Raw genomic sequence first — 25,549 nt, 5'->3', positions numbered from 1 at the left:
CATTGCGCATCCGGCAGGGGTGATCAGAGGTTGTGATGGCTGCTGGTGTCGAGGGTCCGGTATCGGGGATCATCGGATCATGCATCCGAAATCTCCGACTCTCGCTGTCGTCGGCGGCGGTCCACGTGCGATCTCGCTTCTCGAGCGCATCTTGGCGACGCTCGACGGTGGTGAGCATATCGACATCGCCCGAATCGTCGTTATCGAGGACACGCAGTTCGGCGCCGGCATGACCTGGCGTGAAGCGCAGTCTCGTGAGTTGTGCATGAACACCTTCGCCGGGGCTGTGACGTTCTTTCCCGACCGCAGTGTTGTCGTTGCCGCGCCTGCGGTTGACGGGCCGACCTTCCTGGAATGGTGTCTGGAATGGGCGCGAGTGTCGCGCGTTGAGACGGTGTTGTCTCCGCCGATCACAGAATCGTCACTCTTCGCCGCGCTCCCGCTGTCGCCTGATCTTGATGACTCGGGATTCCGAGACGAGGTGGCGTCCATGCGCGTGCAATCTCATCCGACGAGGGTGTTGTTCGGCAGGTATCTGACGTGGTGTTTCAACGCGCTCGTCACGCGGCTGCGCTCGTGGCTCGATGTCGACCTCGTGCTCGATCGGGTCGTTGACATCAGCGACCGCCCTGGATCGGCTCAGCAGCTGTTGGGGATGCGGAACACAGACAGTGTGCTCGCCGATCGCGTCGTGATCACCGGCGGATGGGTCAGCGTCGCTCCGTCTCCAGAGGATCGTGCGTTATCTCACAACCTTTCACGGAAGAGCTCTCTGCTGTGGATACCTCCAGCCCCTCCGGCGGACCAGCGAATTGAGCAAATCCGGCCCGGCGAGGACGTGCTGGTGCGCGGCCTCGGCATGGGGTTCTTCGACACCATGGCGTTGCTCACGCTCGATCGCGGCGGAGTGTTCGTTGAGGAGGAAGCCGCAGGACTGCACTACCAGCCCTCTGGTGAAGAGCCTGTCATGCATGTGACATCCGGCCGTGGGCTGCCGTATCGAGCGAAGGCGCTGTATGGCGGACTTCCGCCTGCCAGTGCGCAAACCCACCTCAAAAGAGCGCTCGCCGAAGCACCAGAGGGCCCGCTGGATTTCGCTCCGATGTGGATGGCGATCACAAAAGATGCGTTGTCCGCGTTCTACGAGACGCTCGCCGGCATTGACCCGGATCAGTGTGCACCGTGGTGGGGCGCAATGAAGACGGCGATCGACGAGCTCCTTGATCCAGACGATCTGCCGGCGTTCGATCGCGAGGTCGAGCGCCTGCTGCCGGGCGAGTTGCCGAAACTGGATCACGAGATGCTGACCGGTAGCGAATCGCGTAGATGGGATTCTCAGGCAGAGTACGAAGCGTACGTTCGGGAGTACATCGATGAGGACGTGCGCGAAGCGGCGCGCGGCAAAGACAGTCCGCTCAAGGCCGCATACTGGTCACTCGGTGCTGCCCGCGGCCCTGCAGCCAAGGCTGCGGAGTGGTCAGGCCTCGATGGTGCGTCGTGGCCGTCCTACCGCAAGCTCATCAATCTCGGCGCGGCCGCCGGCAGCGGACCGCCTGCTTTCCGAATGCGTCAGCTCCGTGCCCTGCATGAGGCTGGGATCGTCCGTTTCCTCGGCCCGCGCGCACGGGTAGAGGTCGATGACGACGCGTTCGTCGCGACTTCCGATGCCAGCCGTGCGACGCGTCGGGCGCGAGTGCTCCTCGATGCGTTCGTGACACCACCCGATGTGCTCCGGCCGTCTGATCCGCTGCATCGTGCTCTCGCGTCACAAGGGAGGATGCGTGCGGCGGTCATCCCCGGGGTTCGTGGACCGTCGTGGGAGACCGGCTCGGCGGACATCTCCCGCGCCGATAGTCGACTGATCCATCACGATGGCGTCGTCGATCCGTCCGTCCACCTCCTCGGCATACCGACGGAGGACACTCAAGGCGGGACGGTCATCAGTCCCGTCATCGGAACGAATTCGCATATGATTCGCGAGACAGATCGGGTTGTGCGTTCATTGGTGTCTGCGCACGCCGCCCGCACCGATGTGCTTGCATGGTGACGGCCACAATCGACATGCGAGCCAGCGATTGGGTGACGCGCAAGTGGGACCAACCTGAGGGCATCATCGGCGCGCACATCGCGGAGTCGGACTTCGGTACATCGCCTGCGATCGGCAGAGCGCTGCACAGAGCAGTAGATGCTGGTTTCCTCACATATCTGCCTGAGCGCCTCGCCGCGCAGGCCGAAAGCGCGTGCGCCGGATTCCAGGACCGCCGCTACGGATGGAGCGTCGATCCCGCATCGGTGCGCCTGGTGCCCGATGTGATGACCGGCATCACGCTCGCCATCGCGATCCTCACTCCGGAGGATTCGTCCGTCGTCGTTCCGACGCCCGCATACCCCTACTTCCTCACGGCGCCGGCGCAGGTGGGCCGGCGCGTGGTCACGGCACCCATGAACCGTGCGGCCGACGGTCGATGGTCGCTTGGACTCGAAGCCATACGGGTGGCATTAGCGGACGGAGCACGCACGATTGTGCTCTGCAACCCGCACAATCCTCTCGGTCAGATCCACTCGGACGCTGAGTTGGATGCTCTGCTGCTGTTGGCCGAGGAGTTCGACGCACTCATCGTCTCCGACGAGATCCATGCTCCGATCAGCTTCGGGCCGCGCCATGTTCCTTTCGCACATCGTTCAGCAGCAGCAGCGAAACGAACCGTCACCGTGACGGCAGCGTCGAAGGGATGGAACGTACCAGGGTTGAAATCCGCGCAGGTCATCCTGTCGGGAGAGGCCCACGCGAGCACGTGGACGCGACTGGACCCGGTACCTCGTCAGTCCGGCAGCATCCTGGGGGCCATCGCGGCTGTCGAGGCGTATCGTCACAGCGATGATTGGCTCGATGGGCTCCTCGTGCGGCTTCGACGCCACCGTGATCATCTCGCCGATCGGCTCCCGCGGGTCATCGATGGCGCCCGAATGCGTACGCCTGATGCGACATATCTCGCGTGGATCGATGTGCGCAGGATGACCGGGGCCCTCGACTCTGCCGTCGGCTGGCGGGATGCGGGCGTGGCTGTCTTGGACGGTCGGCAGTGCGGACCCGGAGGCGAAGGGCATGTGCGGTTCAATTTCGCCACGAGTCTCGAGATGATCGACACAGCACTGAACCGGATTGCCGAGCGGCGAGCGCTCGGCCCGGCTCATTACTGAGCACTTGGCGAGGTGCATGCCAGACTTGACAGATGAATGACCCAACGACTCCGACGCACGGTCATAGGGTCGCCACGATCTACGATGTTGCCACTCTCGCGGGGGTTTCGCATATCACCGTTTCGCGTTACCTCAACGGAACAGCTGGCGTCAAAGCATCCACAGGCGAGCGAATCGCATCGGCGATCATCGAACTAGGCTACCGGCCGAACCTCGTCGCCCGTTCGTTGGTGACGAGCCGATCGCGGCAGATCGCCGCGATCGTTCATGAGATCTCCGGGATGGGGCTCGGGCTCCTCGTCGAGGGCGCATACCAACTTGCCGCATCCGAAGGATACGCGATGACGATCATGATCGCCGATCCGTTGAGTGAGGAATCGATGGCGGATGCACTTGCCCGCGCGGCGATGCTGCACGTCGAGGGTGTCATCACGACAGCGCCGACGGACATCGCCGAGACCAGCATGCGCTCCTTCACTTCGGGGCCGCTGGTTGTCGCGCGTGGTCTCGAAGACTGCGACACGCACGCAGTGGGCATCCGTGCCGCGGTCGAGCACCTCATCCGGCTAGGACACCGGCGCATCGTCCATCTGGCCGGCCCGAGCGGATGGCTTGCCGCCCGTGACCGGAAGGCTCAATATGAACAGACCATGCATCACCATGATCTTGAACCTGTGACCGTCGCTCGAGGCAACTGGTTGCCGGTATCAGGGTTCGGCGCGGTAGACGAGGTGATCGCTTCGGGGGCGACAGCGGTGGTCTCGGCGAATGACCGTATGGCTATCGGGCTCATTAAGGCGCTCTCGGACCGCGGGATCGATGTCCCGGGCCGAATCAGCGTCACCGGCTACGATGACCACGCGGACACCGCATATTCGCGCCCTGCGTTGACGACATGCCGTCAAGACTTCGCGGCGCTCGGACGACATGCTGCCGCGCGTCTCATCGGTCTCATCGAGGGTCGCTCTCTGGTGCAGGAGGGAACTGGCCCCCTCCCCGAGCTTGTGGTGCGGGCGTCAACCGCTCGCGCGAAGGACATCGACGGAGCGGTCAGCGAAAGCTGAGCAGTCCAGTAGAGGCGATGTAATCGGCGAGATCCTGGATGGGCCCGGCGTCGTGGGCGTTGAGCGCGGAGGCTGTGCTTCGGCAGACCTGTGACATGCCGATCGCGCTGCGAAAGTCGACAAGCAGCTTAGCGCTGGCTGGATACCCGGCGCCGATCAGGCCCTCGGCGATGGATAGAAGTCGTTGAATATCGACCGCCCCCGATGCTTCCGGATCCGCGCAGAGCCGTTGCACGAGTTCAGGGAAGACATTCGCTGCATAACCTGAGAATCCTGCTCCGCCTGCCCGGCGCGTTGCGGTCAGAGACGTGATTTCCGCGTTGAACATGCGAAGCGGAGTTCCCCGGGTGATCGCGATGCGTCGGTGCATCGTCTCGATCGAATGGCTCGTGTCCTTGAAGAAAACGACCTGGCCGCTATGAGCGAGTCTGGTGAGCATCTCATCGGTGACCGGGCGCTTGTACGGGATAGGGCACTCGTACACGCCCAGAGGCTGATCCGGACAGCGATTGAGGATCTCGTCGAGGCGCCGAGACAGCGTGGCGTCCGTGTCTAGCTCCGTGGCGATGAGCGAGGAGATCAGTACCACCGCGTCAACGCCGGTCTTAGCCATCGATTGGATAGCCGCGACTTGCTCATCGACGCTTGAGCTAGCGATCGCAGACGCGACGACGGGAACCCGGCCCTCCGCTGCCGAGGCGACCCGTCGCGCGATTGCATGGCGTTCGGTCGGCGAGAGCTGATACATCTCGCTCGACAGTGCGACGGCGAAGAGACCGGATGCGCCGTGTGAGATCAACCATTCCGTGTAGCGGTCGAGGGTCTTCCAATCTATTGAGCGATCGGCGTGAAAGGGAGTGAGCATGACTGGCCACGTGCCATCGCGGATGGCGGATGGCGGGCCGAACGGCGCAGTCATCACCCACGCGCCTTCTCTGCGTCGAGCCTTTGCAGGATTGTGTCGATCGCTGCCGACTCTTCCGGGGTGAACATGCGTCGGTCCAATGCCGCGAGGTTGTCGTCAATCTGCTCAGTGCGCGATGCGCCGATGATCGCCGATGTGACCCGTTCATCCCGAAGCACCCACGCGAGCGCCAGCTGCGCGATCGACTGGCCACGAGCGTGAGCGATCTCGCGGAGGGCTCGGACGGCATCGATGCGCTCAGCGGTGATGTCGTCGCGCGAGAAATAGCGACTGTGCTCGGCACGCGATCCCTCAGGGACACCATCCAGATAGCGATCAGTCAGTAGGCCTTGCGCGAGTGGGGAGAAGACCACGCATCCGCTGCCGACCTCTTCGAGAACGTCGAGCAGTGGTGGCGTGTCATGCTCGATATGGCGATCCAAGAGCGAGTATCGGGCCTGGTGGAGGACCAGCGGCACGCCGTGTGATTCGAGCAGCGCGGCCGCCCTGCGGGTATCCGCCGCGTTGTAGTTCGACACTCCGACGTAGAGTGCTTTCCCTGTATGAACGATGTCGGCCAGTGCCGACATCGTCTCCTCCAAAGGAGTGCTCGTGTCGCGGCGGTGGCTGTAGAAGACATCCACGTAGTCGAGCCCGAGGCGGGTCAGTGACTGGTCGATACTCGCCATCATGTACTTCCGGGACCCCCCATCACCGTATGGTCCTGGCCACATGTCGTAGCCCGCCTTCGAAGTGATGATCAGTTCGTCCCGATACGACCTAAGGGTGTCGTGGAGAATGCGTCCGAAGTTCGTCTCGGCTGCGCCATACGGCGGCCCGTAGTTGTTCGCGAGATCGAAGTGGGTGATTCCGCGATCGAACGCGTGGGTGACCAGGCCGGTCTGGATATCGAACGGCGTCGTGTCGCCGAAGTTGTGCCAGAGCCCCAACGAGAGGGCTGGGAGTTTCAGTCCGCTCGCCCCGGCGGCGCGGTAATCGGCTCGATCGTAACGAGAACCATCTGCGGTGTACATTGTCTTCCTTCAGTGGTGTTGTAAATGATGTTATCGAGAACATAACGGATCGTTTCCCGAGGTAGTGGAGGCTTGCCAGCCGCCATGGCGAAAGTATAACGTTTCAATTCATGGTGATTCTCAATCGAATGGAGCCGGCAGTGCGACGAGCGCGTATAGCCACGTTTATCGGGTTCGGCGTGGGCGGGTCGGCAATCGGAGTGTGGACCGCGCATCTCCCGGTCGTCGAACGCGAACTGGATCTGCCCTACGGACTCCTGGGCACGCTCATGGTCTTCAGTGGCCTCGGAGCGTTCTCTGCTTTGCGGCTCACGGGACGGTTCACAGATTCACGGGGAAGCAGACCCGTGGTCGTCGCAGGTGCGCTGATCATCGCCGTAGCAATCAATATCCTTGCTCTTGCCCCTGACGCGTGGGTGCTCGGGCTCGGATGGTTCGTCCTGGGATACGGCATCGGGACTATCGACATCTCGATCAACATCCACGGAGTCGCAGTCGAGAATGGCTACCGGAGGGCGATCTTCACTTCTTTTCACGCGATGTGGTCCGTGGGAGGCGTCATCGGCGCTGCGGTCGGTGCGGCGGGGCTCGCGCTGGGACTGCCGCGTTGGCAAACGATTGGCTTGTGGTCGTTTGTTCTCGTGAACATCGCGGTGGTGCTGTGGTTCACGCTACTCCGGCGGACGAGCGAGCAGAGTTTGCTCCGTGCGAAGTACGATCAGCCGGCGCCGGAAGGCACCACAGCCCGAAAGGAGCCGCCTGTCTTCCGACAATGGTGGCTCTACGTGGCCATGCTGGCAGTGATGTCCAGCTTCTCGCACAATGCCGAAGGAGCCGCAGGAAGTTGGGCGACCTTGTACATGGCCAATGTCTTGGGCGCCACCACGGCGCAGGCACCTGTCGCGTTCGTCGCGTTCAGCGCTGCGATGTTTGTCGGAAGATTGCTGACGGATCGCATCGTGCAGCGCCTCGGTGGAGGGTTCGTCGTGCGCTGGGGATCGCTCGCGGCTGCGGGAGCGCTCCTGATCGTCGTGCTGGCACCGAACGCAATCATCGCGATTATCGGATGGACGTTGCTCGGGTTGGGCCTCTCGGGTGTCACTCCGCAGATCTTTCGAGCTGCGGCAGTCGCCGGCCGCGATCCTGAGCGATCCGGCCGGACGATGGCGACGGTCGTCGGCATCTCCTATGTGGTCCAGCTCGCGGGTCCGGTGCTGATCGGGTTGCTGGCGACCTGGATGCCGCTCAATTTCGCTCTGCTTCTACCCGCCATCATGGTTCTCGTGGTGTTCCTTCTTGCCGGCAAAGTGCGCTTCTCTCCTCCCAACGCGGTCGGAAACGTTTCGGTGACGGTTGTCGCCGAACGCTAGGGGCGGGTACGGCCTCGGCCTGGGCTAGGTCATTCTGGGGTCTGCTCAACGCTTCACGTACCAGTCGGTCGGCCCCGCCGCACACTCGGTGCCAGCGATATCCTGACCGGATGAGCTATTCGCTGAACGGCAGTTCGAAGGATCCTCGCGTCGATGCCCTGCGCGAGCAACATCGGCAGCGACAGAACCGTTTGTTCATCACTTTCGCGCTCGTCGAAGGATTGCTGGTGGTCGCGGCCGTCCTGGTTATTTTCGTTCTCGGAATCGTCGACGTAGACCAGGGCATCTGGATCCTTGTGGCAATCGCGGCCATCGGTGGACTAGTCCTCAGCTTCTCCCTGCTCACCATGGTCCGCCGCCACGCACACGAGATGCGTGAGCTCACCGGGAACTGAGGTGGAGCCCGCAGCGCCCGGTACGCTGGAACCCATGCTGAATATGGCCGAGGGACTCGCGCGACTGCGCACTCTCGCAGAGGGAACGGTCGTTTCGGCGGTCGCCGATGCGTTCCAGGATGCGGGCTTCGAGCTCGCCGTCGTCGGAGGGCCGGTGCGCGATGCGCTGCTGGGGCGCTCCACGCATGACCTTGACTTCACCACGAACGCCTCGCCGGATGAGATTCTGAAGATCGTCACGCCGATCTCGAGCACCCAGTGGGACATCGGTCGGGCGTTCGGCACGATCGGCGCTCGAGTGCAGGGCGAACAGGTGGAGATCACCACCTACCGCGCTGACAGCTATGACGGTGTGACGCGCAAGCCAACCGTTGAGTTCGGCGACACGATCGATGGCGACCTCGTGCGCCGTGACTTCCGGGTCAACGCGATGGCACTGCTCGTGCCTGAGATCAAGCTGGTCGACCCCACCGGCGGCGTGGAAGACCTCGTTGCCGGCATCCTGCGCACACCAATTGACGCGAACGTGAGTTTCGGCGACGATCCGCTTCGGATGCTGCGTGCCGCCCGCTTCAGCGCCCAACTCGGTTTCGATATCGACCCGGAGACCAGCGACGCGATCACCCGGCTGCGCGAGACGCTGAAGATTGTCAGCCCTGAGCGCATTCAGAGCGAGCTGGTCCGTCTCATGCAGACAGACGACCCGGTGCGCGGCATCCGCGTGTTGGTCGACACCGGGCTGATCGAGGAGTTCATGCCCGAGGTCAGCGCGCTGCGCCTCGAGGTCGACGAGCACCACCACCACAAGGATGTCTACGAGCATTCGCTCACCGTGCTGCAACAGGCGATCGAACTCGAGCACACGCGCCAGCCTGGTGAGGCGCCAGACGTGGCGCTGCGCATCGCTGCGCTGCTGCACGACATCGGAAAGCCTCGCACACGCAAGCTCGAGTCCGGCGGTGTGGTCACGTTCCATCACCACGATGTGGTCGGTTCCCGCATGGCGCGCAAGCGTCTGCAGGCGCTGCGGTTCGATGGTGACACCACGGATGCCGTGGCCACCCTGATCGAGCTGCATCTGCGCTTCTTCGGTTATGCCGAGGGTGCATGGACGGATGCCGCGGTGCGCCGCTACGTGCGCGACGCCGGTGACCTGCTGGAGCGCCTCCATATCCTCACTCGTGCAGACGTCACCACGCGCAACCGCCGCAAGGCGTCCCGTCTGGCCGGCGCCTACGACGACATCGAAAAGCGCATCGCCGACCTGCGTGAGCAGGAGGAGCTCGATTCGATGCGCCCGGAGCTCGACGGCAATCAGATCCAGGGCATCCTTGGCATCAAGCCCGGACGCGAGGTCGGCCAGGCCTACAAGTTCCTGCTCGACCTTCGCCTGGACGAGGGAATGCTCGGCCCGGATGTTGTTGAGCAGCGCCTGCGCGAGTGGTGGGCTGCGCGGGGTTGACGAGTTCATCCCCTCCCCACGCAAGGATGGGCTGACACGGACGGGCCGTGCTCATACACTGGTGCTCACACTCCATCACTGTCGATCGGGGGCACATGCCGTCGTCATGGTCGTCATCACGTGACGCTTCTCCTGGAGCCTCGCGCCTCATCATCGAGCGCGCACATGAAGAGCTCGTCGCCGGCAACCTGGACGATCGACGGCTTGAGCATGTGCGCCCTCTCGTTCGCGAGTCCTGGGAGAGGTCCTGGAGACAGCGCGTCGGAGCGGAAAGCCTCCCTCCGCTCGCGCTCGTCACAGAAGAACTGGAACGCTACCGGCTCGAGCATCCGCTCGCCGACGTGATGGCGATGATCCGCAGTCTGCTGCTGCCGGGCGATCCCGCAGAATCTGGCGTGATGGTGGCCGTCGGTGATCACGCCGGGCGACTCCTCTGGGTCGAGGGCGACCTGCAGCAGCGCATGCTCACCGGTGAAATGGGTCTCGTCGCGGGTGCGAACTGGTCAGAAGACGCCGTCGGTACCTCAGCGCCCGGCACCGCGCTCGCGCTCGGACAATCGGTGCAGATACATCAGGCCGAACACTACAACCGCCTCGTGCATCCGTGGTCGTGCACGGCTGCCCCGGTCTTCGATCCGGAAAGCAGGAAGATCCTCGGCGTCATCGATGTCACCGGCGGCCCGGAAGTCGCGACTCCCCAGGCGCGCCTGCTTGTGGATGCCACGGCGAGGGCCGTCGAATCAGAGTTGCTCGTGGCCCGCCTGCGTGCGCGCAGCGCCGCTCCGCTCGTCTCGCCCCGCAAATCCAGGCGCGCTGTGACGACGACGCGCGCCACGCTGCGAGTTCTGGGTCGGGATCGCGCGAGGCTGGAGGTCTGCGGCGACGAATCGGAATCGGTCATCGAGCTCAGCGCTCGGCACGCCGAGATCCTGCTCGTGCTGGCGATCCATCGACAGGGGGTGTCGGCCGATCGGCTCGCCGAGCTCGTCTACGGCGAGGGCGCATCTCCCGATACGTTGCGTCCCGAGATGGTGCGACTGCGCAAGGTGCTGCAGCGGATCGCCCCGGATTTGGTGCCAGAGTCGCGCCCATACCGGCTCACCGTGCCACTGGAGACCGACGCGCAGAACGTGCTGTCGCTCCTCGATCGCGGTGCGCACCGCGTCGCCCTGACCGCGTACCGAGGACCGGTGCTGCCGGAGTCGACGGCACCGGGCATCGAGGACTTCCGCGACACTGTGCGTGCGGCCCTGAGAGAGGCGATGCTCACGGAGGCCAGCATCGACGTGCTGCTGGTTTACGCCGACATCCCCGAGGGTGCAGAAGACGAAGAAGTGCTACGCCTGTGCCTGGAGATGCTGCCGGCGCGTTCGCCGCGCCGCGGGGGTCTGGTGAGCCGCATCGAGAAGCTCGATCGGGTCTGACCGCAACCATCCGCAACGTTGCGCATCCGAGTGCAACGTTGCCAGGCCTACCTTCGACCCAATGCCGCGCAGCACTGAGGCTGCGGCCCGTCGAAGGAGACGCACCATGACCATCGTCGAAGAAATCGTGTCCACTGCATTCGCCGCGCCGGGAACCGCCGGCGCCGTGGCGAACTATCGCCCCCGATACGGTCACTACATCGGAGGAGAATTCGTCGAACCCGTCAAGGGGCAATACTTCGAGAACGTCAGTCCGATCAACGGTAAGCCGTTCACCGAGGTGGGCCGTGGCACCGTGGAAGACATCGACCGTGCCGTCGACACGGCATGGAAGGCGTTCTCGTCGTGGGGCAAGACCAGCCCCGCCGAGCGCAGTATCGTGCTCAACAAGATCGCCGACCGCATCGAACAGCATCTCGAGGAGATCGCGGTCGCAGAGACGTGGGACAACGGCAAGCCGGTCCGTGAGACGCTGGCCGCCGACATTCCGCTCGCCGTCGATCATTTCCGCTACTTCGCCGGCGTACTGCGTGCGCAGGAGGGCTCGCTCAGTCAGCTCGACGAGAACACCGTCGCCTATCACTTCCAAGAACCGCTGGGAGTGGTCGGCCAGATCATCCCGTGGAACTTCCCGATCCTGATGGCGGTGTGGAAGCTTGCTCCCGCGCTCGCCGCAGGCAACTGTGTCGTGTTGAAGCCGGCAGAGCAGACGCCGGCATCCATCCTGTATCTGTTCGAGATCATCGGCGACCTGCTGCCAGCCGGTGTCGTCAACATCGTCAACGGTTTCGGCATCGAGGCGGGTGCTCCGCTCGCGCAGCACAAGAAGATCCGCAAGATCGCCTTCACCGGTGAGACGACGACCGGCAGGCTGATCATGCAGTATGCCTCGCAGAACCTCATTCCGGTCACGCTCGAGCTCGGCGGAAAGTCGCCGAACCTTTTCTTTGAAGACGTCGCCCGCTCAACCGATGACTCCTACTACGACAAGGCGCTCGAGGGCTTCACGATGTTCGCGCTGAACCAGGGCGAGGTCTGCACGTGTCCGTCCCGCGCCCTCATCCAGCGCTCGATCTACGATGGGTTCCTCGCCGACGGTCTCGACCGTGTCGGACAGATCATTCAGGGAAACCCGCTCGATAAGAACACGATGATCGGCGCGCAGGCGTCCAACGATCAGCTGGAGAAGATCCTCAGCTACATCGATATCGGTAAGCAGGAGGGGGCGAAGTTGCTCGCCGGTGGAGAGCGCGTCGACCTCGGCGGCGATCTCAGCGGGGGGTACTACGTTGCGCCGACCGTCTTCGAGGGCACGAACGACATGCGTATCTTCCAAGAGGAGATCTTTGGTCCGGTGCTCGCGGTGACGAGCTTTGACGACTACGACGACGCAATCGACATCGCCAACGACACCCTGTACGGCCTGGGTTCCGGCGTCTGGACGCGCAGCGGTGACACCGCCTACCGTGCCGGGCGGGCGATTCAGGCCGGTCGAGTGTGGACGAACACCTACCATCAGTACCCCGCGCACGCGGCATTCGGTGGGTACAAGCAGTCCGGCATCGGGCGGGAGAACCACCTGAAGATGCTCGATCACTACCAGCAGACGAAGAACCTTCTCGTGTCGTATGCCGGGGGCCCGATGGGCTTCTTCTGATCTGACTGACCCTCGGGTGGGCGTCGCCGCTGGCGCCCACCCGAGAACCACGTGAGGAGAGCGACATGGTGAGCATCGGCACGTACCACCGGGTGGCAGTGACGGATGCTGCCGCATCCCTGCTTCGGGATTTGACCGCCCAGCACGGCCCGCTGATGTTCCATCAGTCCGGCGGATGCTGTGACGGCTCGAGCCCCATGTGCTATCCGGTGGGCATGTTCATCACCGGCCCCAGCGATGTGCTGCTGGGTGACATTGACGCCGGCATGGATGCCCCGATTGAGGTCTTCATGTCGGAGTCGCAGTTCGAGTACTGGAAGTACACGCACCTGACCATCGACGTCGTGCCCGGCCGAGGTGCTGGATTTAGTGTGGAAGGCCCGACCGGGATGCGATTCCTCATCCGCTCGCGGATGCTGAACGACGCGGAACTGGAGTATTTCGGGTTGAACGCCTGACGCGCTCATCCGAACTTGCAACCCACTGCAACCTGTTTTGGTATACCGTCGGGGTCATACGCCGCGATTGTTCAGTCCCCAGCTGACATCTGGCGTCGGACGGCCTTGGCCGTTCATGCGGAGGGAGTTCGTCTTCTTCTGATCCCGGGGGGATGAGGTGAGCGCAGTTCCCCAGACCGCGCTCACCTCCACACCCGCCGAATTCTGAGCGCTCAGTACAGCAGGCGCGAGAAGAACCAGAAGATCAAGACGCCGGCGAAGAGCACGACTGTCACCCACTGACCTCGGCGCTTCAGTCGACGTCCGCTCTGTGCCACACCAGGTGGTGGCGTCAGCATCCCCGCCGGTGCGGCGAACGGAAGCGCATGCGAGCCGGCCGGTGCCGCGGCCGCGGGCGCCTGACCCTGCACTTCGAGCAAGCGCTCGTCGCGCCACCGTGCCCACTGGTCGAACTTCGTGATCAGTGCACCGACGGCGCCGAACAACCAGGCCCAGGTCGCCGGGTCCAGCGTGGATGCCTCGCGCCGCGTGTAGAGAAACAGCCAGTCATCCACGATTTCGACGTCGAGTTGGGCTGCGTTGTCAACGAAGCGGGCCATGATGTCGGGGGTGAACAGGTACAGCGCATCTTGCTCATATCCCTGCGGGCAATACAGCGAGAAATACTTGTCGAAGTCGCCTTCGAGAGACAGATGCTGTTCCTTGCGGAAGGATGCCGGCAGGTTGGTGCCGAACCCGTTGTTGCCCAGAGCATCCAGCACGATGTTGGGCAGCGGAACGTCCAGTCGCACAGCAACGTAGCCCCACTTGTGGGTAGTGGAGTTCTTTCCCGACCCCGTTGTGTACTGGTAGTTGCCGAACTCGACGAACCGCGGGGACGAACCACGCACGAGGCGTGCGGACTGCCGCGAACTACCCAGGCTGAAGATCATGCCAGGCAGCGCCGGGTCCTTGATCTGATCTTCGTAGGTCATGTTGTTCGCCGCGGCGAACTGGCTAATGCGATAGCGAGCGATTTTGTCCTGGCGGGAGGAGGACCAGAACACCAGCCCGAACACGACCGCGATCCCGACGATGATCAGAACCGGCATCAGCATGATGAGCGGCCCGCCGTTGCTGATCCCCGCGAGGAGCATTGACGTGGTCAGGAGCAGGATCGTGAGGAAGCCGAAGCCGACGATAGATCCGATGACGATTATGAAGATCTTGGTCGCGGTCATCGACGACGGGCGGCGCGCGCGCATCGCGGACACAAACGCACTCACGGCGCCTGGGGCGACCGGATCGGTGAGCGGCCGTGCATCGAAGGAGATCGGCTGCGGGCCGGAGGAGGGCATGGTCACCCGTCCACGCTAACCGCAGGAGCGCGATGGTTGGTCAACGACAGCGCGTGGCGGTTGCCATAATCGAGGGGTGAACACGCAGACAACCCTCCCGTCGCTTGACGGACGCACTTTCCGGATGACCTCTTCGACCACCTCTGTGGTCAATCACGATGCCCCGAGCGTGTTCCTCTACTTCGAGAAAGACGGCGCCATCTGGGGCGACTACACCGGTGACACGGTGACGTTCGGCCGATTCGTCGGCACTCGTACCGGAAACGTCATCAGCATCCACTTCGTGCACGTGCTCGTTGCGGATGGCACCGTCGTCACCGGATCGGGCGACAGTGACATCGAGCAGGACGAGAACGGTCTGCGCCTGGTTGAGCACTACGAGATGCATGGTGAGGCGCAGTTGAGTATCTGCGTGGAGGATGCCGCGGCCTCAGCCCGCTAGCGGGGCGGCGCTCAGCGCGGCGGCAGCGGATCCCTGGCCCCTGGCGCGGGAGTCCAGCGCGTCATCCCCATCTGCGCAGGCGCCGATGCGCGCTCCGGAATGTCGGTGGGGAGGATGAACGGCCGGCGCACGACCTCGTCGAGGATCACGACGCTGACCACTGTGCGCACCTCCGGCATTTGCGCGATGACCCCGGTGGAGAAGTCGTGCACCCCGCCGACATCCGTGGCACGGATCATCAGCATCGCATCGTGCTCGCCGGTGGTGACAGCACAGTACTCGACCTCCGGTAGCTCCCGCACGCGCTCGCGGAATGACGGCCAAGACTGCGGATGCACCGTCACGAAGACGTGTGCCCCGATCGAGAGGCCGGCCTTCGCTGGATTGATGGATGCGGCGAAACCTGTGATCACGCCGCCATCCACAAGCGCCTCCACCCGCGAGTAGGCATTCGCGCGGGAAATGCCGACGCGATCGGCGAGTGCGGCCATCGAGAGGCGGCCGTTCTCCCGCAGCGCTGCCAGGATGCGGTAGCCGACATCATCGAGTGCAGGCGCACTTCGTCCAGCGGATATCGAATCGGTAGGCCGATCGTTGGACATACTGTCTCCCATTCTCGAATCTTAGGGTGATATGTGTCTGAACGTCTGCTCTCATTGGACAAATCGTCACGCATCGTGCCAATCTGAACTCGGTCGTCCACAGCCGTCCGACCATTCCCCATCACTCCCCTTCCCTAGGAGGGTCTATGTCCTCGTTGTCCCGCAGGTCCCTGGTCGCCGTCGGAGCCGTCGCGCTCCTGGCCGTCACCGGCTGCTCAGGTGGAAACTCTGCAAACGGTGGAGGTACCAGCAACGCCTCATCGCTGGTGATCGACACCGCGTTCTCCATCGAGACCGCCGATCCTGGACACAGCTACGACCCGACCGGCAACATGCTGGCCAAGGCGCTCTACGAGACGCTGGTCGACTTTGAAGGATCCGACGTCTCCACGCCGATCCCGGGGCTCGCTTCCTGGGAGCAGAACGATGAGGCCACCGAGTTCACCTTCACGCTCGAGGATGGCCGCGTCTTCTCGGACGGCACACCTATCGAGGCGAAGGATGTCGTCTTCACTCTGCAGCGCATCCAGGGGATGGTCGAGGCCAAGCCGAACTTCCTTCTTGCCGGCGTGACGATCGAAGAGGTCGACGAGAAGACCATCAGGTTCACCACTGAGACGCCGCAGCTGCAGCTGCCCGCGATCCTGGCGAACCCGGCACTCGGCATCGTCAATTCGGATGTTGTGATCGAGAACGGTGGCACCACTGATGGCGCCGACACCGCACAGGCGTTCCTCGACGGCGAATCTGCCGGATCCGGTCCTTTCGTGCTCGACACTCTCGACCTCTCGTCGCAGATCGTGCTCACCAAGAGTGACGAATACAACGGCGACGAGTCCAGCGAGTATGACCGCGTCGTCATCCGCAATGTCACCGAGAGCGCCACGCAGCTGGCGAACCTCAAGGGTGGCGACACCATGGTTGCCCTGGACCTCAACGGTGACCAGGTCGCAACCCTGGGCGACGACATCAACATCGACTCGGTGCCTTCCGGCCAGACGATCTTCCTGCTGCTGAACCAGACTGCGGACAACGCGGGCGAGCTCGCGAACGTCAAGATCGCAGAGGCGATCCGCTACGCCCTCGACTATGACGGGCTGCTCGAGCTCGCCGGTGCCGGTTCCGTGAAGGCCACCGGCGTCATCCCTCCCGGGTTCGAGGGTGCTCTGGATGCCGGTGTCGAACAGGATCTCGACCGCGTCGAGACCGCGCTCGCCGAAGCCGGATACGCCGGTCAGACGCTGAAGCTGCAGTTCCCGAACGACTACCCAGTGGGTGGAGTGGAGTTCACTCCGCTCGCCGAGCGTGTGCAGGCGCAGCTGAAGGATGCCGGCATCGAGGTCGAACTCGCTCCGGCGCCGTTCGCCACCGAGCTTGACGCCTACGTCAACGGCACCGAGGGCTTCGGCCTGTGGTTCTGGGGTCCGGACTACGCCGACTCCGCGAACTTCCTGCCGTTCGCTCCCGGCCTGAAGGTCGGTCTGCGCTCAGGCTGGGCCGCAGAGGCGAACCCCGAGATCGCTGCCCTCGCCGATGTCGCTGCCAGCGCGACCGACCCAGACGAGCGCACGGCAGCCTTCACCGAGTTCGCTGAGGCGATGCAGGTCGATGGCCCGTTCGTGCCGCTGATCGTTCCCGGTCGCAACATCGCGACCGCGGGTGACGTTAGCGGTGCTGTGTACAACTCGGTGTGGGAGATCGACATCGCCGAGATCGCCCCCGCAGGCTGAACAACTCAGTGAGTACTGCCACCGTCGCGCGCAGGCGCCCGACCCGCTCTCCGCTGGTCGGGTACCTGCTGCGCCGACTCGGCACTTCGGTGCTGCTGCTGATCGGCGTCACGATCGTGACGTTCCTGCTGACGAACCTGGTGCCGGGTGACCCGGTCTCTGCCGCGCTCGGTGAGGGCGCAGCCCAGAACCCGGCGACGCGTGAGGCGTTCATCAAGTCGCACGGCCTCGATCAGCCACTCATCGTGCAGTACTTCATCTATATGGGGAACCTGCTGCGCGGTGACCTCGGCACTTCGCTCGTGACTGGCCGCGCGGTCACCGCAGACCTGGCGACCGCCGTGCCGGCCACGATTGAGATCGCCGTCTGCGCGATCATCGTCAGCCTCGCGGTCAGCATCGTGCTCGGCACCCTCGCGGCCTACCGCCGCGGGCTCGTCACCGACCAGGTTGTGCGCGTGGTCACGCTGGTCGGACTGAGCGTACCCACGTTCTGGCTCGCCCTGGTCAGCTACTACTTCTTCTTCCTCGAGCTCGGGATCGCACCGGGGTCAGGGCGCGTCTCGCCTTCGATCACACCGCCGCCGCGGATCACCGGTTTCTACACGGTCGACTATCTGCTGAACGGCGACAGCGTCGGCTTCCTCGATGCGGCAGCCCACCTGGCGCTACCCGTCATGGTGCTCTCGCTGGTGACGATCGGTCTGCTCACTCGGTTCGTGCGCACCTCGGTGTTGGAGGTGCTCGACAGCGACTACGTTCGGGCGGCGCGGGCGAAGGGCCTTTCCGGTACGCGCGTCGTGCTCGACTACGTGCTGCGCGGTGCGGCGCTGCCGATCATGACGGTCGTCGGTGTCGCCTTCGGCGCATTGCTGAGCGGCACCGTGCTCGTCGAGTCGGTGTTCGCCTGGCCCGGGCTGGGAACGTACGCCTACAACGCGGCCGCCAACCTCGACCTCACCGGCATCATGGGCGTCGGTCTCGTGGTCGGTGTCATCTATCTCGTCATCAACCTCATCGTCGACCTGCTGTACGGCGTGCTGGATCCGAGAGTGAGGATCGCATGAGCGCCTTCGATGACAAGCGGGTCGCTTCCCGCTGGAAGATCCGCTTCCGCTGGCCCCGTGCCTGGCGGACGCCCCTGGGCATTATCGGAACCGTCATCGCCCTGGCCTGGGTGATCATCGCCTTCACCGCGCAGTGGTGGGTGCCGTTCGGCCCCAATGCGCAGGTGCTGCCGCGCCTGCAGGAGCCGGGCATCGACACGCTGATGGGCACTGACGGCACTGGCCGGGACATCTTCTCCCGGCTGATGACCGGCGCCACCGTCACGATTCCGCTCGCCCTCATGCTGGTCGTCGCCGCCCTCATCATCGGCACGATCATGGGAGCCGTCGCCGGATACTTCGGCGGCTGGATCGATGAGATGCTGATGCGGATCACCGACCTGTTCATGGCGTTCCCCACCGTCATCCTCGCGATGGTGGTCGCGGCATCGCTGGGCCCCTCACTGTTCAACGCGGTGATCGCGGCCGTCATCGTCTCGTGGCCGCAGTATGCCCGCGTCACACGCAGCCTTGTGCTGAGTCTGCGCCAGCAGAACTACGTCGTCGCGGGCCGACTGCTCGGCCACTCTCCGGTGCGCAGCCTGTTCGTCGACGTGCTGCCGAACATCGCCGGCCCCGTGCTGGTGCTCGCAACTCTCGACATCGGTACGGCGATCCTGCTGCTGTCCGGTCTGTCGTTCCTCGGTCTCGGCGCGCAGCCGCCGACTGCCGAGTGGGGATCGATGATCTCCGCCGCCATGCAGAACTTCGACGCCTGGTGGCTGGGTGTGTTCCCCGGACTTGCGATCCTCACGGTCGTGGTCGCGTTCAACTTCCTCGGTGATGCGATGCGTGACGTGCTTGACCCCACCGCCGAGATCGCCCATGAGAACCAGGCCGACCTCACCGCATCCGCGAAGGGGGCGAAGGCATGACCTCGACCGCGCTCAGCATCCAGAACCTCACGATCGCCATCGGGCGTCCCCTCGTGCACGGCATCTCGCTCGACCTCGAGCGCGGTCGCGTGCAGGGGCTGGCCGGTGAATCCGGTTCAGGCAAGACGCTCACCTCACTTGCCGTGCTCGGACTCCTGCCGCGTAAGGCGCAGACATCCGGCTCGATTCGGCTGGGCGATGAGGAGTTGCTCGGGATGCCGCGCCGCGCGCTGAACCGCGTCCGTGGCAACCGCATCGCGATGGTGTTCCAGGATCCGTCCTCGTCGCTGCATCCGCAGCTCACCGTCGGCAAGCAGCTCACAGACCACATGCGTGTGCACCTGGGGCTCAAGGGCAAGGCAGCCGCGGCGCGCGCCGTGGAACTGCTCGAACGAGTGCAGGTGCCGCGTGCGGCAGAGTCACTCGGTCGCTACCCGCACCAGTTCTCGGGTGGACAGCGTCAGCGCATCGCGATCGCGTGCGCCTTGGCGTGCGACCCAGAGGTGCTGCTGGCCGACGAGCCGACCACAGCGCTGGATGTCACGGTGCAGGCTGGCATCCTGCAGCTGCTGCGCGATCTCGCGGTCGAACGCGATCTCGCCGTCCTGCTGGTCACGCACGACCTCGGCGTCATGAGTGCGATCGCCGATGATGTCGCGGTAATGAAGGACGGTCGGATCGTCGAGCGCGCAGATCGGGCGACGCTGTTCGCCAACCCTCAGCACGAGTACACGCGCACGCTCCTCGCGGCGTTGCCAGGTTCGCGGCTCGCGTCGCAGAACGAAGGGGGCACCGTTGGAGAAGACAGCGTTGGAGAAAACACCGATGACTGACGCACTGGTGCTCGACGCACACGACGTCGTGGTTCGTTACCCGGGGAATCCGCCGGTGATCGCCGTCAACAGCGTCTCGGTCCACGTCGCGGTGGGGGAGACCGTCGCACTCGTCGGTGAGTCGGGCAGCGGCAAGTCTTCGCTCGCTCGCGCGACGGCGGGAATCGAGAAGACCGCTGCCGGAACTGTGCTCTTCGACGGGATGCCGGTGACCACGATGGGTCTTCGGCGCAGGTCTGTCGCGCTGACCGGCATCCAGATGGTCTTTCAGGACCCTTCGACCTCACTGAACCCGCGCCGACGTATCGGCGACCAGATCAAGGACGGCATCCAGACCGCTCTCGCCCGCGGCGATGAGGGGTCTCGGGTCGAGGAGTGGCTGGAGCGGGTCGGGTTGAATCCGGCGTGGGTGACGCGCTTTCCGCACCAGTTCTCCGGTGGTCAGAAGCAGCGCATCGCGATTGCGCGTGCGCTTGCGGCACGGCCGAAGCTGCTGATCGCGGATGAGCCGATCTCTGCTCTGGATGCCTCGACGCAGACTAGCGTCGCAGCGCTCATGCGTGACCTGGTCGCCGAAGTGGGCGCCGGGATGCTGTTCATCTCGCACGACCTCGCGGTGGTCAGGCGCATCGCTGATCGGACACTCGTGATGTACGCGGGGCAGGTGTTGGAGTCGGGCGATACGGCCGAGCTCTGGGCTGCGCCGCAGCATCCGTACACGCGTTCGCTGCTCGCGGCGATCCCAGAGCCGGATGGCAAGGGTGTGATTCCTGCCGCGCCTTCGGCCGAGGATCGCGCGGCGTGGTCGACGGTGCCGCCGATCGTGCGCTGAGCCTGAGCCTGAGAATGGGTTTGTGGCATGAGAAAGGGCTTGTTAGGCCCCGTCTCATGCGGGAAAGCCATTCTCGCGGTCAGCGGTTAGTGGTGTCGGCCTCCCAGCCGAGGTCGGCGCCTTCGGGGATCGGCAACGCCTCGAGGCGCTCATCCGCACAGATCGCACGGATGAGCTCGGCGGAGCCGGCCACGATTGTCGAGTCGTAGTCGATCTCGCTGGCCATCACCCATGCGCGGTCGGCGGGCCAGAGGATGCTCGGATGCTGAGCGGCAGGCGGGAAGCCATGCTGCTCCTGCTCGAGGTCGCGCCACGGGGCATCCAGGATCCACCCCGGATCGGCAAATGCCGACGGGGGTGCAGCGAAGAGCACGTGGTCGCGGCCGGGGAGCGAGAGACGCTCGCCCTTCGAGACCTCGTCAGAGACGATGCCTGGTTGCCACTGCGCCTTCCGAAACGGATTGTTGAAGCGGTCGTGGATGCTCTGCTGCAGCACCTGCGCGTGCAGCGGGTCATCGGTGAACTCGAGGTAGGCGCGGCTCGGGGCCTCGCCGTAGTGTCCGACGAAGCCGCCCCATCCTTCCCAGACCGCCGCGAACCCGGCATCCGGGGTTGACGTGTGCGCAACCAGGTGCCGAGCGAGGGTCGCGAGCAGCGTTGGCGTCATTTCGCCCTCTCGGGGAGAGGTGAACTCGCGCCCATCTGGGGCGATGCGGGTGCGCCAGTCCGCCTCCGGCGGCGTCTTCACGAGCCGCTGCCACTGCGCGAGCGCGTGCAGACTCGTGTCGAAAGCGGCCGCAGCATCGGCCCAGGTCGCCGGCTCGTCGACGAACAGCTCGATGAGGCGGACGTGCTCCTCGTCCGGCATCCGATTCCATTCGTCCATCGTCGGCACCGCGCGATCCGGCAGGGATCGAACCTCCGCTGGGTGAAAGATGCGCGCATACGCCTCAAAGCCGTGCGGGACGACGCCGTGCATGGTCGCGTAGTCGACGTCGAGTCGGTCACGCAGCCATGTGCCTGCTGAATCGGGATCCGGGTTCCACTCCATGTCGCCCACGCTACCCGTCGCGCGCGCGGACACCCGGCGTTCACCCGTGCGTCGACAACCGGAAAGGCGGGAATGCGACCATGCCGGACACCGTCGACCCATCTGGAGCCCTGTGCGCACACCCCTTGTCACCGTCATTCTTCCGGCGAAGGATGCTGCGCCCTTCATCGGGACGACACTGGAGACGCTGCTGCGCCAGTTCGATGACCCAGACGCTCTGAAACTGGTCGCGATCGACGACGGATCCAGTGATGACACCGGCGTGCAGATGCGACGGTATGCGGAACGCTTCACCCATGCCGAGGTGATCACCAATCCGCGCGCCGTCGGTCTGGCCAGCGCGCGCAACCAGGGGCTGGCGCACGTAGAGGGCGACGCGTTCTGCTTCATCGACGGCGACGATTGGATGCAGCCGCACCGGCTGCAGGTACTCGCTTCACGACTGCGCGATCTGGATTGCGATTTTCTGCGCACCGACCATGTCCGCGTCACGGGTGCCGAGCGCAAAATCGTACGCGCCCCGTTTGCCTGGCGTGGCACCGTCGCATCTCCTCGCGATGCGATTCTTCCGGCGGATGACACCACGATGGTCGACTACCCGTATGCCTGGGCAGGGATTTTCCACCGCCGCATCATCGACCGTGGCCTCGCCGCATTCCCAGAAGGCCTTTTCACCGCGGAAGATCGTCCGTGGATCTGGCGCCTGCACCTGCAGGCCGAGTCATTTGCAGTCGTGGACGCTCCCGCTCTTCTTTACCGCCGCGGCGTCTCGACGTCGCTCACCCAGGTGCGAGATCAGCGTCAGCTCGACTTCGTTCGCGCGCTCGCGCAGACGGTAGAGATCGTGAAGCAGGATGCCGAGGCGGCACGCTTCATGCCGAAAGTGGTGTGGACCGCTCTCGCGCTCAGCTCGCATCACATGGTCCGCTCACGGCGGATGCCCCCTCTGTTGCGGGGAGAGATGCGCCGCGGCATCCGCGACCTGCTCGCCATTCTTCCAGCTCGAGAGGTCGCCGTTGCCCTTGAACGACTCGACGGTCCCAGGCGTCGGGTACTCGCTCGAACCCTCCGCGGAACGGGAGAGATGAGATGACCCAGCTCTTCGTTCTGCACAGCGTCTACGGGCTCGCCACGGCGGTCGCCGCCCTCGACGAGGGACTCATCGAAGCTCGTGGCCAGCGGGTCCTCGTCCCGGTCAATTCCGCCAGAGTGCCGGAGACGAGCACCGCGATCCATGAGCAGTCGAACCTTCAGACGCTGCACGGCCGGTTTGATCGCATCGAACCTCTCGACGACATCCTCTCGCCGCTGCATCCGAGTTCCTGGGATCCGGAGCCCGCTGACCTTCCGATCTTGAACCGCCTGTTCACGCGCGCCTGGGATCTTGATGATGCTGATCTCGAGCTGTTCGTGCAGAGCCCGCAGGTGGCTCCAGCCCGTACGCTTCTGTCGTTGTTCCCCGATGCGCGGATCACGATTATCGGTGACGGTCTGATGACCTACTCGCCGATCCGCGTGCAGTTGCCGCGCACGGTCGTTGAGCGGATCGGACGCGTCGTCTACGCGGATGTGGTGCCGGGCGTCGAGCCACTTGTCTTTACGGGAGGAGCGGCTACGAGAGCCGGAACGGATGCGGGAGCCAGCGCCGGAGCCGAACGGGTGCCGGTGCCGCCGGCCGCCTTCCGAAGGGCGCTCGCCGAGGCCGGTGTTGCCGACTCGCAGCTAGACGCCCTCGCGGACGGAACGTCCACCGCGCTCGTGCTCGGGCAATACCTTGCTGTGCTCGGCCTGGTCTCTGCCGAGGAGGAGATCGCCATGCAATGCGACATGGTGGATCGTGCGATGGCAGTGTGGCGACCGAAGCGGATCGTCTTCAAGCCGCACCCGTCCGCGCCACCGCTCATCTCCGCTGCAGTACGTGAGCGTGCGCGGCATCACGGCGCCGAGTTCGTCGAGTATCGCGGCGCGGAGCCCGCCGAGCTCGTTGCCGAGCGACTGGATGCGCTGGGGGTGGTCGCCGGGTTCTCCACGGCCCTGCCCACGGTGCGGGCACTGTTCGACCGACCGATCGCCGCCGCCGGCACAGCGCTCGTGCTGGGACGCCTGACCCCGTTCGAGAACAGCAACCGGGTACCCGCTACCATCGTCGACGCGCTGACCCGACCCTCATCGCCGTACCGTGATCCGGAGCGGCTGCAGCTGCTCGTCGATGCCGTCGGCTATGCGATGCAGCCGATCATCGCGGAGCACCTGCGTCCCCGAGCTGAAGAACTTCTCCGGCAGTTGGATGTGGCCGAGCGTGATCGCTACTTTTCCCGTGCGCGACTCGCCGAGCTGCGTCTGCCCGGTGCCCCACGGGAGGGGATCGGTCGTCGAGCACTCCGCTCCGCTGGTGGTGTCGGGCGCATCGAGGAGCTCCGATTGACGATTAGGGGGGCGCGCCGCCGGGCCGCTCACGCATGGAAGGCGATACGAGGACGATGATCAATCAAAATATCGGGACAGTGACGGCCGGCGAGGGAATCACGGTCGCGATCATCCCCGCACGTGGCGGCTCCCAGCAGGTGCCCCGCAAGAACCTGAGCCGCATCGGCGGTATCCCTCTGGTCGAGCGCGCGGTGCGCTCTGCGGCTGGTGCCGACGGCGTCGATCTCGTCGTCGTCTCCACCGACGACGACGAGATCGCCGACGTGAGCACCGCGGCGGGCGCCCGTGTCATCCGCCGTCCGGCAGAGCTCTCTGGGAACACCGCATCGTCCGAGAGTGCGGTCTTGCACGCCCTGGACGAGCTTGAGCGCGGGGGAGAGTCGGTCGGCGTTGTCGTCTTCGTGCAGGCCACCTCTCCATTCATCTCCAGTGCCGGGATCGACGCTGCGGTCGACGACATCCGCTCCGACCGGTACGACAGCGTGTTCGCGGCTCATGAGACCTACGGGTTCCTCTGGCGCTGCGACGAGAACGATGCCGCGGTCGCGATCAACCACGATGCCGCGCACCGCCCGCGCCGACAGGATCGTGAGCCGCACTATTTGGAGACCGGCGCGTTCTACGCCTTCAATGCCGAGGGGTTCCGGCAGGCCGGGCATCGCTTCTTCGGGCGGGTGGGCATCGTCGAGGTTCCCGAGTGGTCGGCGGTCGAGATCGACGACGCGCAGCACCTTGCCGTGGCATCCGCTCTGGCGAATCTCGTCGACGAGGCGGGCACCGTCGACGAGTCGGGCCCAGTCGACGAGTCGGGGGGAATCGACGTGAGGGCTGTCGTGACCGATTTCGACGGCGTGCACACTGACGACACCGTCCTGGTGGACAGCGACGGCCGAGAACAGGTGCGAGTCAGCCGGGAGGACGGGATGGGGGTGGCCCGGCTTCGGCATGCTGGCATCCCGATGCTCATCCTTTCCACCGAGGTCAACCCAGTGGTCCGCGCCAGGGCGGACAAGCTCCGTGTGCCGGTGCTGCACGGCATCGAGGATAAGGAGTCGGCGCTCGCCGAGTGGGCGGCGGAGAACCAGATCGGCCTGTCGGACATCGCCTACCTCGGAAACGACGTCAACGACCTCGGTGCGATGCGCATCGTGGGCTGGCCGGTGGCGGTCGCGAACGCCCATCCGCTGGTGCGCGCACAGGCGCGGGTGGTGCTGAGTCGCTCTGGCGGGCAGGGGGCCGTTCGGGAGCTCATTGAACGCGTTCTGACAGCCGACCGCCCTCGGTAACCCGCGATTCGCGTGGTGTTCATCATCGCGGCGTACTCAGGACTGAGGGGCCCCACGAC

23 protein-coding genes are annotated in these 25,549 nt (G+C 64.7%); 18 read left to right on the top strand and 5 right to left on the bottom strand.

Translation table 11 applies throughout. The features are described 5' to 3' along the window. Positions 1-79 precede the first annotated feature (79 nt). The 3 genes from ACSU1G_RS26410 to ACSU1G_RS26400 are packed head-to-tail and all read left to right on the top strand — an operon-like array spanning position 80 to position 4,265. Positions 80-2,047 (top strand): FAD/NAD(P)-binding protein, encoded by a 1,968-nt coding sequence (locus ACSU1G_RS26410; protein ID WP_439283240.1) that lies wholly within the window; start codon positions 80-82, stop codon positions 2,045-2,047. After that, positions 2,041-3,201, top strand: a complete 1,161-nt coding sequence (locus ACSU1G_RS26405) for a MalY/PatB family protein (protein WP_439283238.1) — start codon at positions 2,041-2,043, stop codon at positions 3,199-3,201. Before ACSU1G_RS26410 ends, ACSU1G_RS26405 begins: the two co-directional genes overlap by 7 nt. A 32-nt stretch (positions 3,202-3,233) precedes the next feature. Next, on the top strand, positions 3,234-4,265 hold the full coding sequence (locus ACSU1G_RS26400) for a LacI family DNA-binding transcriptional regulator (protein WP_439283236.1): 1,032 nt from the start codon (positions 3,234-3,236) through the stop codon (positions 4,263-4,265). Here the strand turns inward: ACSU1G_RS26400 and ACSU1G_RS26395 are convergent. Further along, positions 4,252-5,184 (bottom strand): dihydrodipicolinate synthase family protein, encoded by a 933-nt coding sequence (locus ACSU1G_RS26395; RefSeq protein ID WP_439283234.1) that lies wholly within the window; start codon positions 5,182-5,184, stop codon positions 4,252-4,254. The genes ACSU1G_RS26400 and ACSU1G_RS26395 overlap by 14 nt on opposite strands. Beyond that, positions 5,184-6,203, bottom strand: coding sequence for an aldo/keto reductase (locus ACSU1G_RS26390; RefSeq protein ID WP_439283233.1), 1,020 nt, complete (start codon positions 6,201-6,203; stop codon positions 5,184-5,186). Before ACSU1G_RS26390 ends, ACSU1G_RS26395 begins: the two co-directional genes overlap by 1 nt. A gap of 140 nt (positions 6,204-6,343) precedes the next feature. Here ACSU1G_RS26390 and ACSU1G_RS26385 point away from each other — a divergent pair, with 140 nt between their 5' ends. The 6 genes from ACSU1G_RS26385 to ACSU1G_RS26360 all read left to right on the top strand — a co-directional run bounded on the left by ACSU1G_RS26385 (position 6,344) and on the right by ACSU1G_RS26360 (position 12,969). Further along, the gene (locus ACSU1G_RS26385; RefSeq protein WP_439283231.1) at positions 6,344-7,573 is read left to right on the top strand and encodes an MFS transporter; all 1,230 of its coding nucleotides are present in this window, start codon (positions 6,344-6,346) and stop codon (positions 7,571-7,573) included. Between the two features lie 110 nt (positions 7,574-7,683). Further along, positions 7,684-7,968, top strand: a complete 285-nt coding sequence (locus ACSU1G_RS26380) for a hypothetical protein (protein ID WP_439283230.1) — start codon at positions 7,684-7,686, stop codon at positions 7,966-7,968. Positions 7,969-8,002: 34 nt separating this feature from the next. Continuing rightward, positions 8,003-9,430: a CCA tRNA nucleotidyltransferase gene (locus tag ACSU1G_RS26375; protein ID WP_439283228.1), complete on the top strand. Its 1,428-nt coding sequence runs from the start codon at positions 8,003-8,005 to the stop codon at positions 9,428-9,430. 95 nt (positions 9,431-9,525) lie between these two features. After that, positions 9,526-10,854, top strand: coding sequence for a GAF domain-containing protein (locus ACSU1G_RS26370; RefSeq protein WP_439283226.1), 1,329 nt, complete (start codon positions 9,526-9,528; stop codon positions 10,852-10,854). A 106-nt stretch (positions 10,855-10,960) separates the two neighbouring features. After that, positions 10,961-12,511, top strand: coding sequence for an acetaldehyde dehydrogenase ExaC (exaC, locus tag ACSU1G_RS26365; RefSeq protein ID WP_439283224.1), 1,551 nt, complete (start codon positions 10,961-10,963; stop codon positions 12,509-12,511). 65 nt (positions 12,512-12,576) lie between these two features. Continuing rightward, positions 12,577-12,969 carry a DUF779 domain-containing protein gene (locus ACSU1G_RS26360; protein WP_439283222.1) on the top strand — a complete coding sequence of 131 codons (393 nt, stop codon included), beginning with the start codon at positions 12,577-12,579 and terminating at the stop codon, positions 12,967-12,969. Between the two features lie 212 nt (positions 12,970-13,181). On the opposite strand, the gene ACSU1G_RS26355 is transcribed toward ACSU1G_RS26360, so the two are convergent. Continuing rightward, a complete protein-coding gene (locus tag ACSU1G_RS26355; RefSeq protein WP_439283634.1) occupies positions 13,182-14,306 on the bottom strand; it encodes a hypothetical protein in 1,125 nt (374 codons plus the stop codon). A 76-nt stretch (positions 14,307-14,382) separates the two neighbouring features. Between ACSU1G_RS26355 and ACSU1G_RS26350 the strand changes: the two genes are divergently transcribed. Next, complete coding sequence (locus ACSU1G_RS26350; protein WP_439283221.1) at positions 14,383-14,748, top strand: hypothetical protein; 366 nt, start codon at positions 14,383-14,385, stop codon at positions 14,746-14,748. A gap of 11 nt (positions 14,749-14,759) precedes the next feature. Here ACSU1G_RS26350 and ACSU1G_RS26345 read toward each other — a convergent pair whose 3' ends face one another. Beyond that, a complete protein-coding gene (locus ACSU1G_RS26345) occupies positions 14,760-15,362 on the bottom strand; it encodes an Lrp/AsnC family transcriptional regulator (RefSeq protein WP_439283219.1) in 603 nt (200 codons plus the stop codon). A 134-nt stretch (positions 15,363-15,496) separates the two neighbouring features. Between ACSU1G_RS26345 and ACSU1G_RS26340 the strand changes: the two genes are divergently transcribed. Genes ACSU1G_RS26340 through ACSU1G_RS26320 form a run of 5 tightly spaced genes read left to right on the top strand, consistent with a single transcriptional unit; the run spans position 15,497 to position 20,726 of the window. After that, the gene (locus ACSU1G_RS26340; RefSeq protein ID WP_439283217.1) at positions 15,497-17,080 is read left to right on the top strand and encodes an ABC transporter substrate-binding protein; all 1,584 of its coding nucleotides are present in this window, start codon (positions 15,497-15,499) and stop codon (positions 17,078-17,080) included. A gap of 8 nt (positions 17,081-17,088) precedes the next feature. Beyond that, complete coding sequence (locus ACSU1G_RS26335; protein ID WP_439283215.1) at positions 17,089-18,147, top strand: ABC transporter permease; 1,059 nt, start codon at positions 17,089-17,091, stop codon at positions 18,145-18,147. Beyond that, positions 18,144-19,061 (top strand): ABC transporter permease, encoded by a 918-nt coding sequence (locus ACSU1G_RS26330; RefSeq protein WP_439283213.1) that lies wholly within the window; start codon positions 18,144-18,146, stop codon positions 19,059-19,061. The genes ACSU1G_RS26335 and ACSU1G_RS26330 overlap by 4 nt, the downstream gene beginning before the upstream one ends. Next, the gene (locus tag ACSU1G_RS26325; RefSeq protein ID WP_439283211.1) at positions 19,058-19,894 is read left to right on the top strand and encodes an ABC transporter ATP-binding protein; all 837 of its coding nucleotides are present in this window, start codon (positions 19,058-19,060) and stop codon (positions 19,892-19,894) included. The genes ACSU1G_RS26330 and ACSU1G_RS26325 overlap by 4 nt, the downstream gene beginning before the upstream one ends. Then, positions 19,887-20,726 carry an ABC transporter ATP-binding protein gene (locus tag ACSU1G_RS26320; RefSeq protein WP_439283209.1) on the top strand — a complete coding sequence of 280 codons (840 nt, stop codon included), beginning with the start codon at positions 19,887-19,889 and terminating at the stop codon, positions 20,724-20,726. Before ACSU1G_RS26325 ends, ACSU1G_RS26320 begins: the two co-directional genes overlap by 8 nt. A gap of 79 nt (positions 20,727-20,805) precedes the next feature. Here ACSU1G_RS26320 and ACSU1G_RS26315 read toward each other — a convergent pair whose 3' ends face one another. Continuing rightward, positions 20,806-21,777 (bottom strand): hypothetical protein, encoded by a 972-nt coding sequence (locus ACSU1G_RS26315; RefSeq protein WP_439283207.1) that lies wholly within the window; start codon positions 21,775-21,777, stop codon positions 20,806-20,808. A 112-nt stretch (positions 21,778-21,889) separates the two neighbouring features. Here ACSU1G_RS26315 and ACSU1G_RS26310 point away from each other — a divergent pair, with 112 nt between their 5' ends. Genes ACSU1G_RS26310 through ACSU1G_RS26300 form a run of 3 tightly spaced genes read left to right on the top strand, consistent with a single transcriptional unit; the run spans position 21,890 to position 25,490 of the window. Next, positions 21,890-22,870 (top strand): glycosyltransferase family 2 protein, encoded by a 981-nt coding sequence (locus tag ACSU1G_RS26310; RefSeq protein ID WP_439283206.1) that lies wholly within the window; start codon positions 21,890-21,892, stop codon positions 22,868-22,870. After that, a complete protein-coding gene (locus tag ACSU1G_RS26305) occupies positions 22,867-24,261 on the top strand; it encodes a polysialyltransferase family glycosyltransferase (RefSeq protein WP_439283204.1) in 1,395 nt (464 codons plus the stop codon). The genes ACSU1G_RS26310 and ACSU1G_RS26305 overlap by 4 nt, the downstream gene beginning before the upstream one ends. Further along, complete coding sequence (locus ACSU1G_RS26300; RefSeq protein ID WP_439283202.1) at positions 24,258-25,490, top strand: cytidylyltransferase domain-containing protein; 1,233 nt, start codon at positions 24,258-24,260, stop codon at positions 25,488-25,490. The genes ACSU1G_RS26305 and ACSU1G_RS26300 overlap by 4 nt, the downstream gene beginning before the upstream one ends. Positions 25,491-25,549 lie beyond the last annotated feature (59 nt).

The sequence above is a fragment of the Microbacterium sp. A93 genome, assembly GCF_051842835.1.
This window is presented reverse-complemented; position numbering and strand designations above follow the sequence as displayed.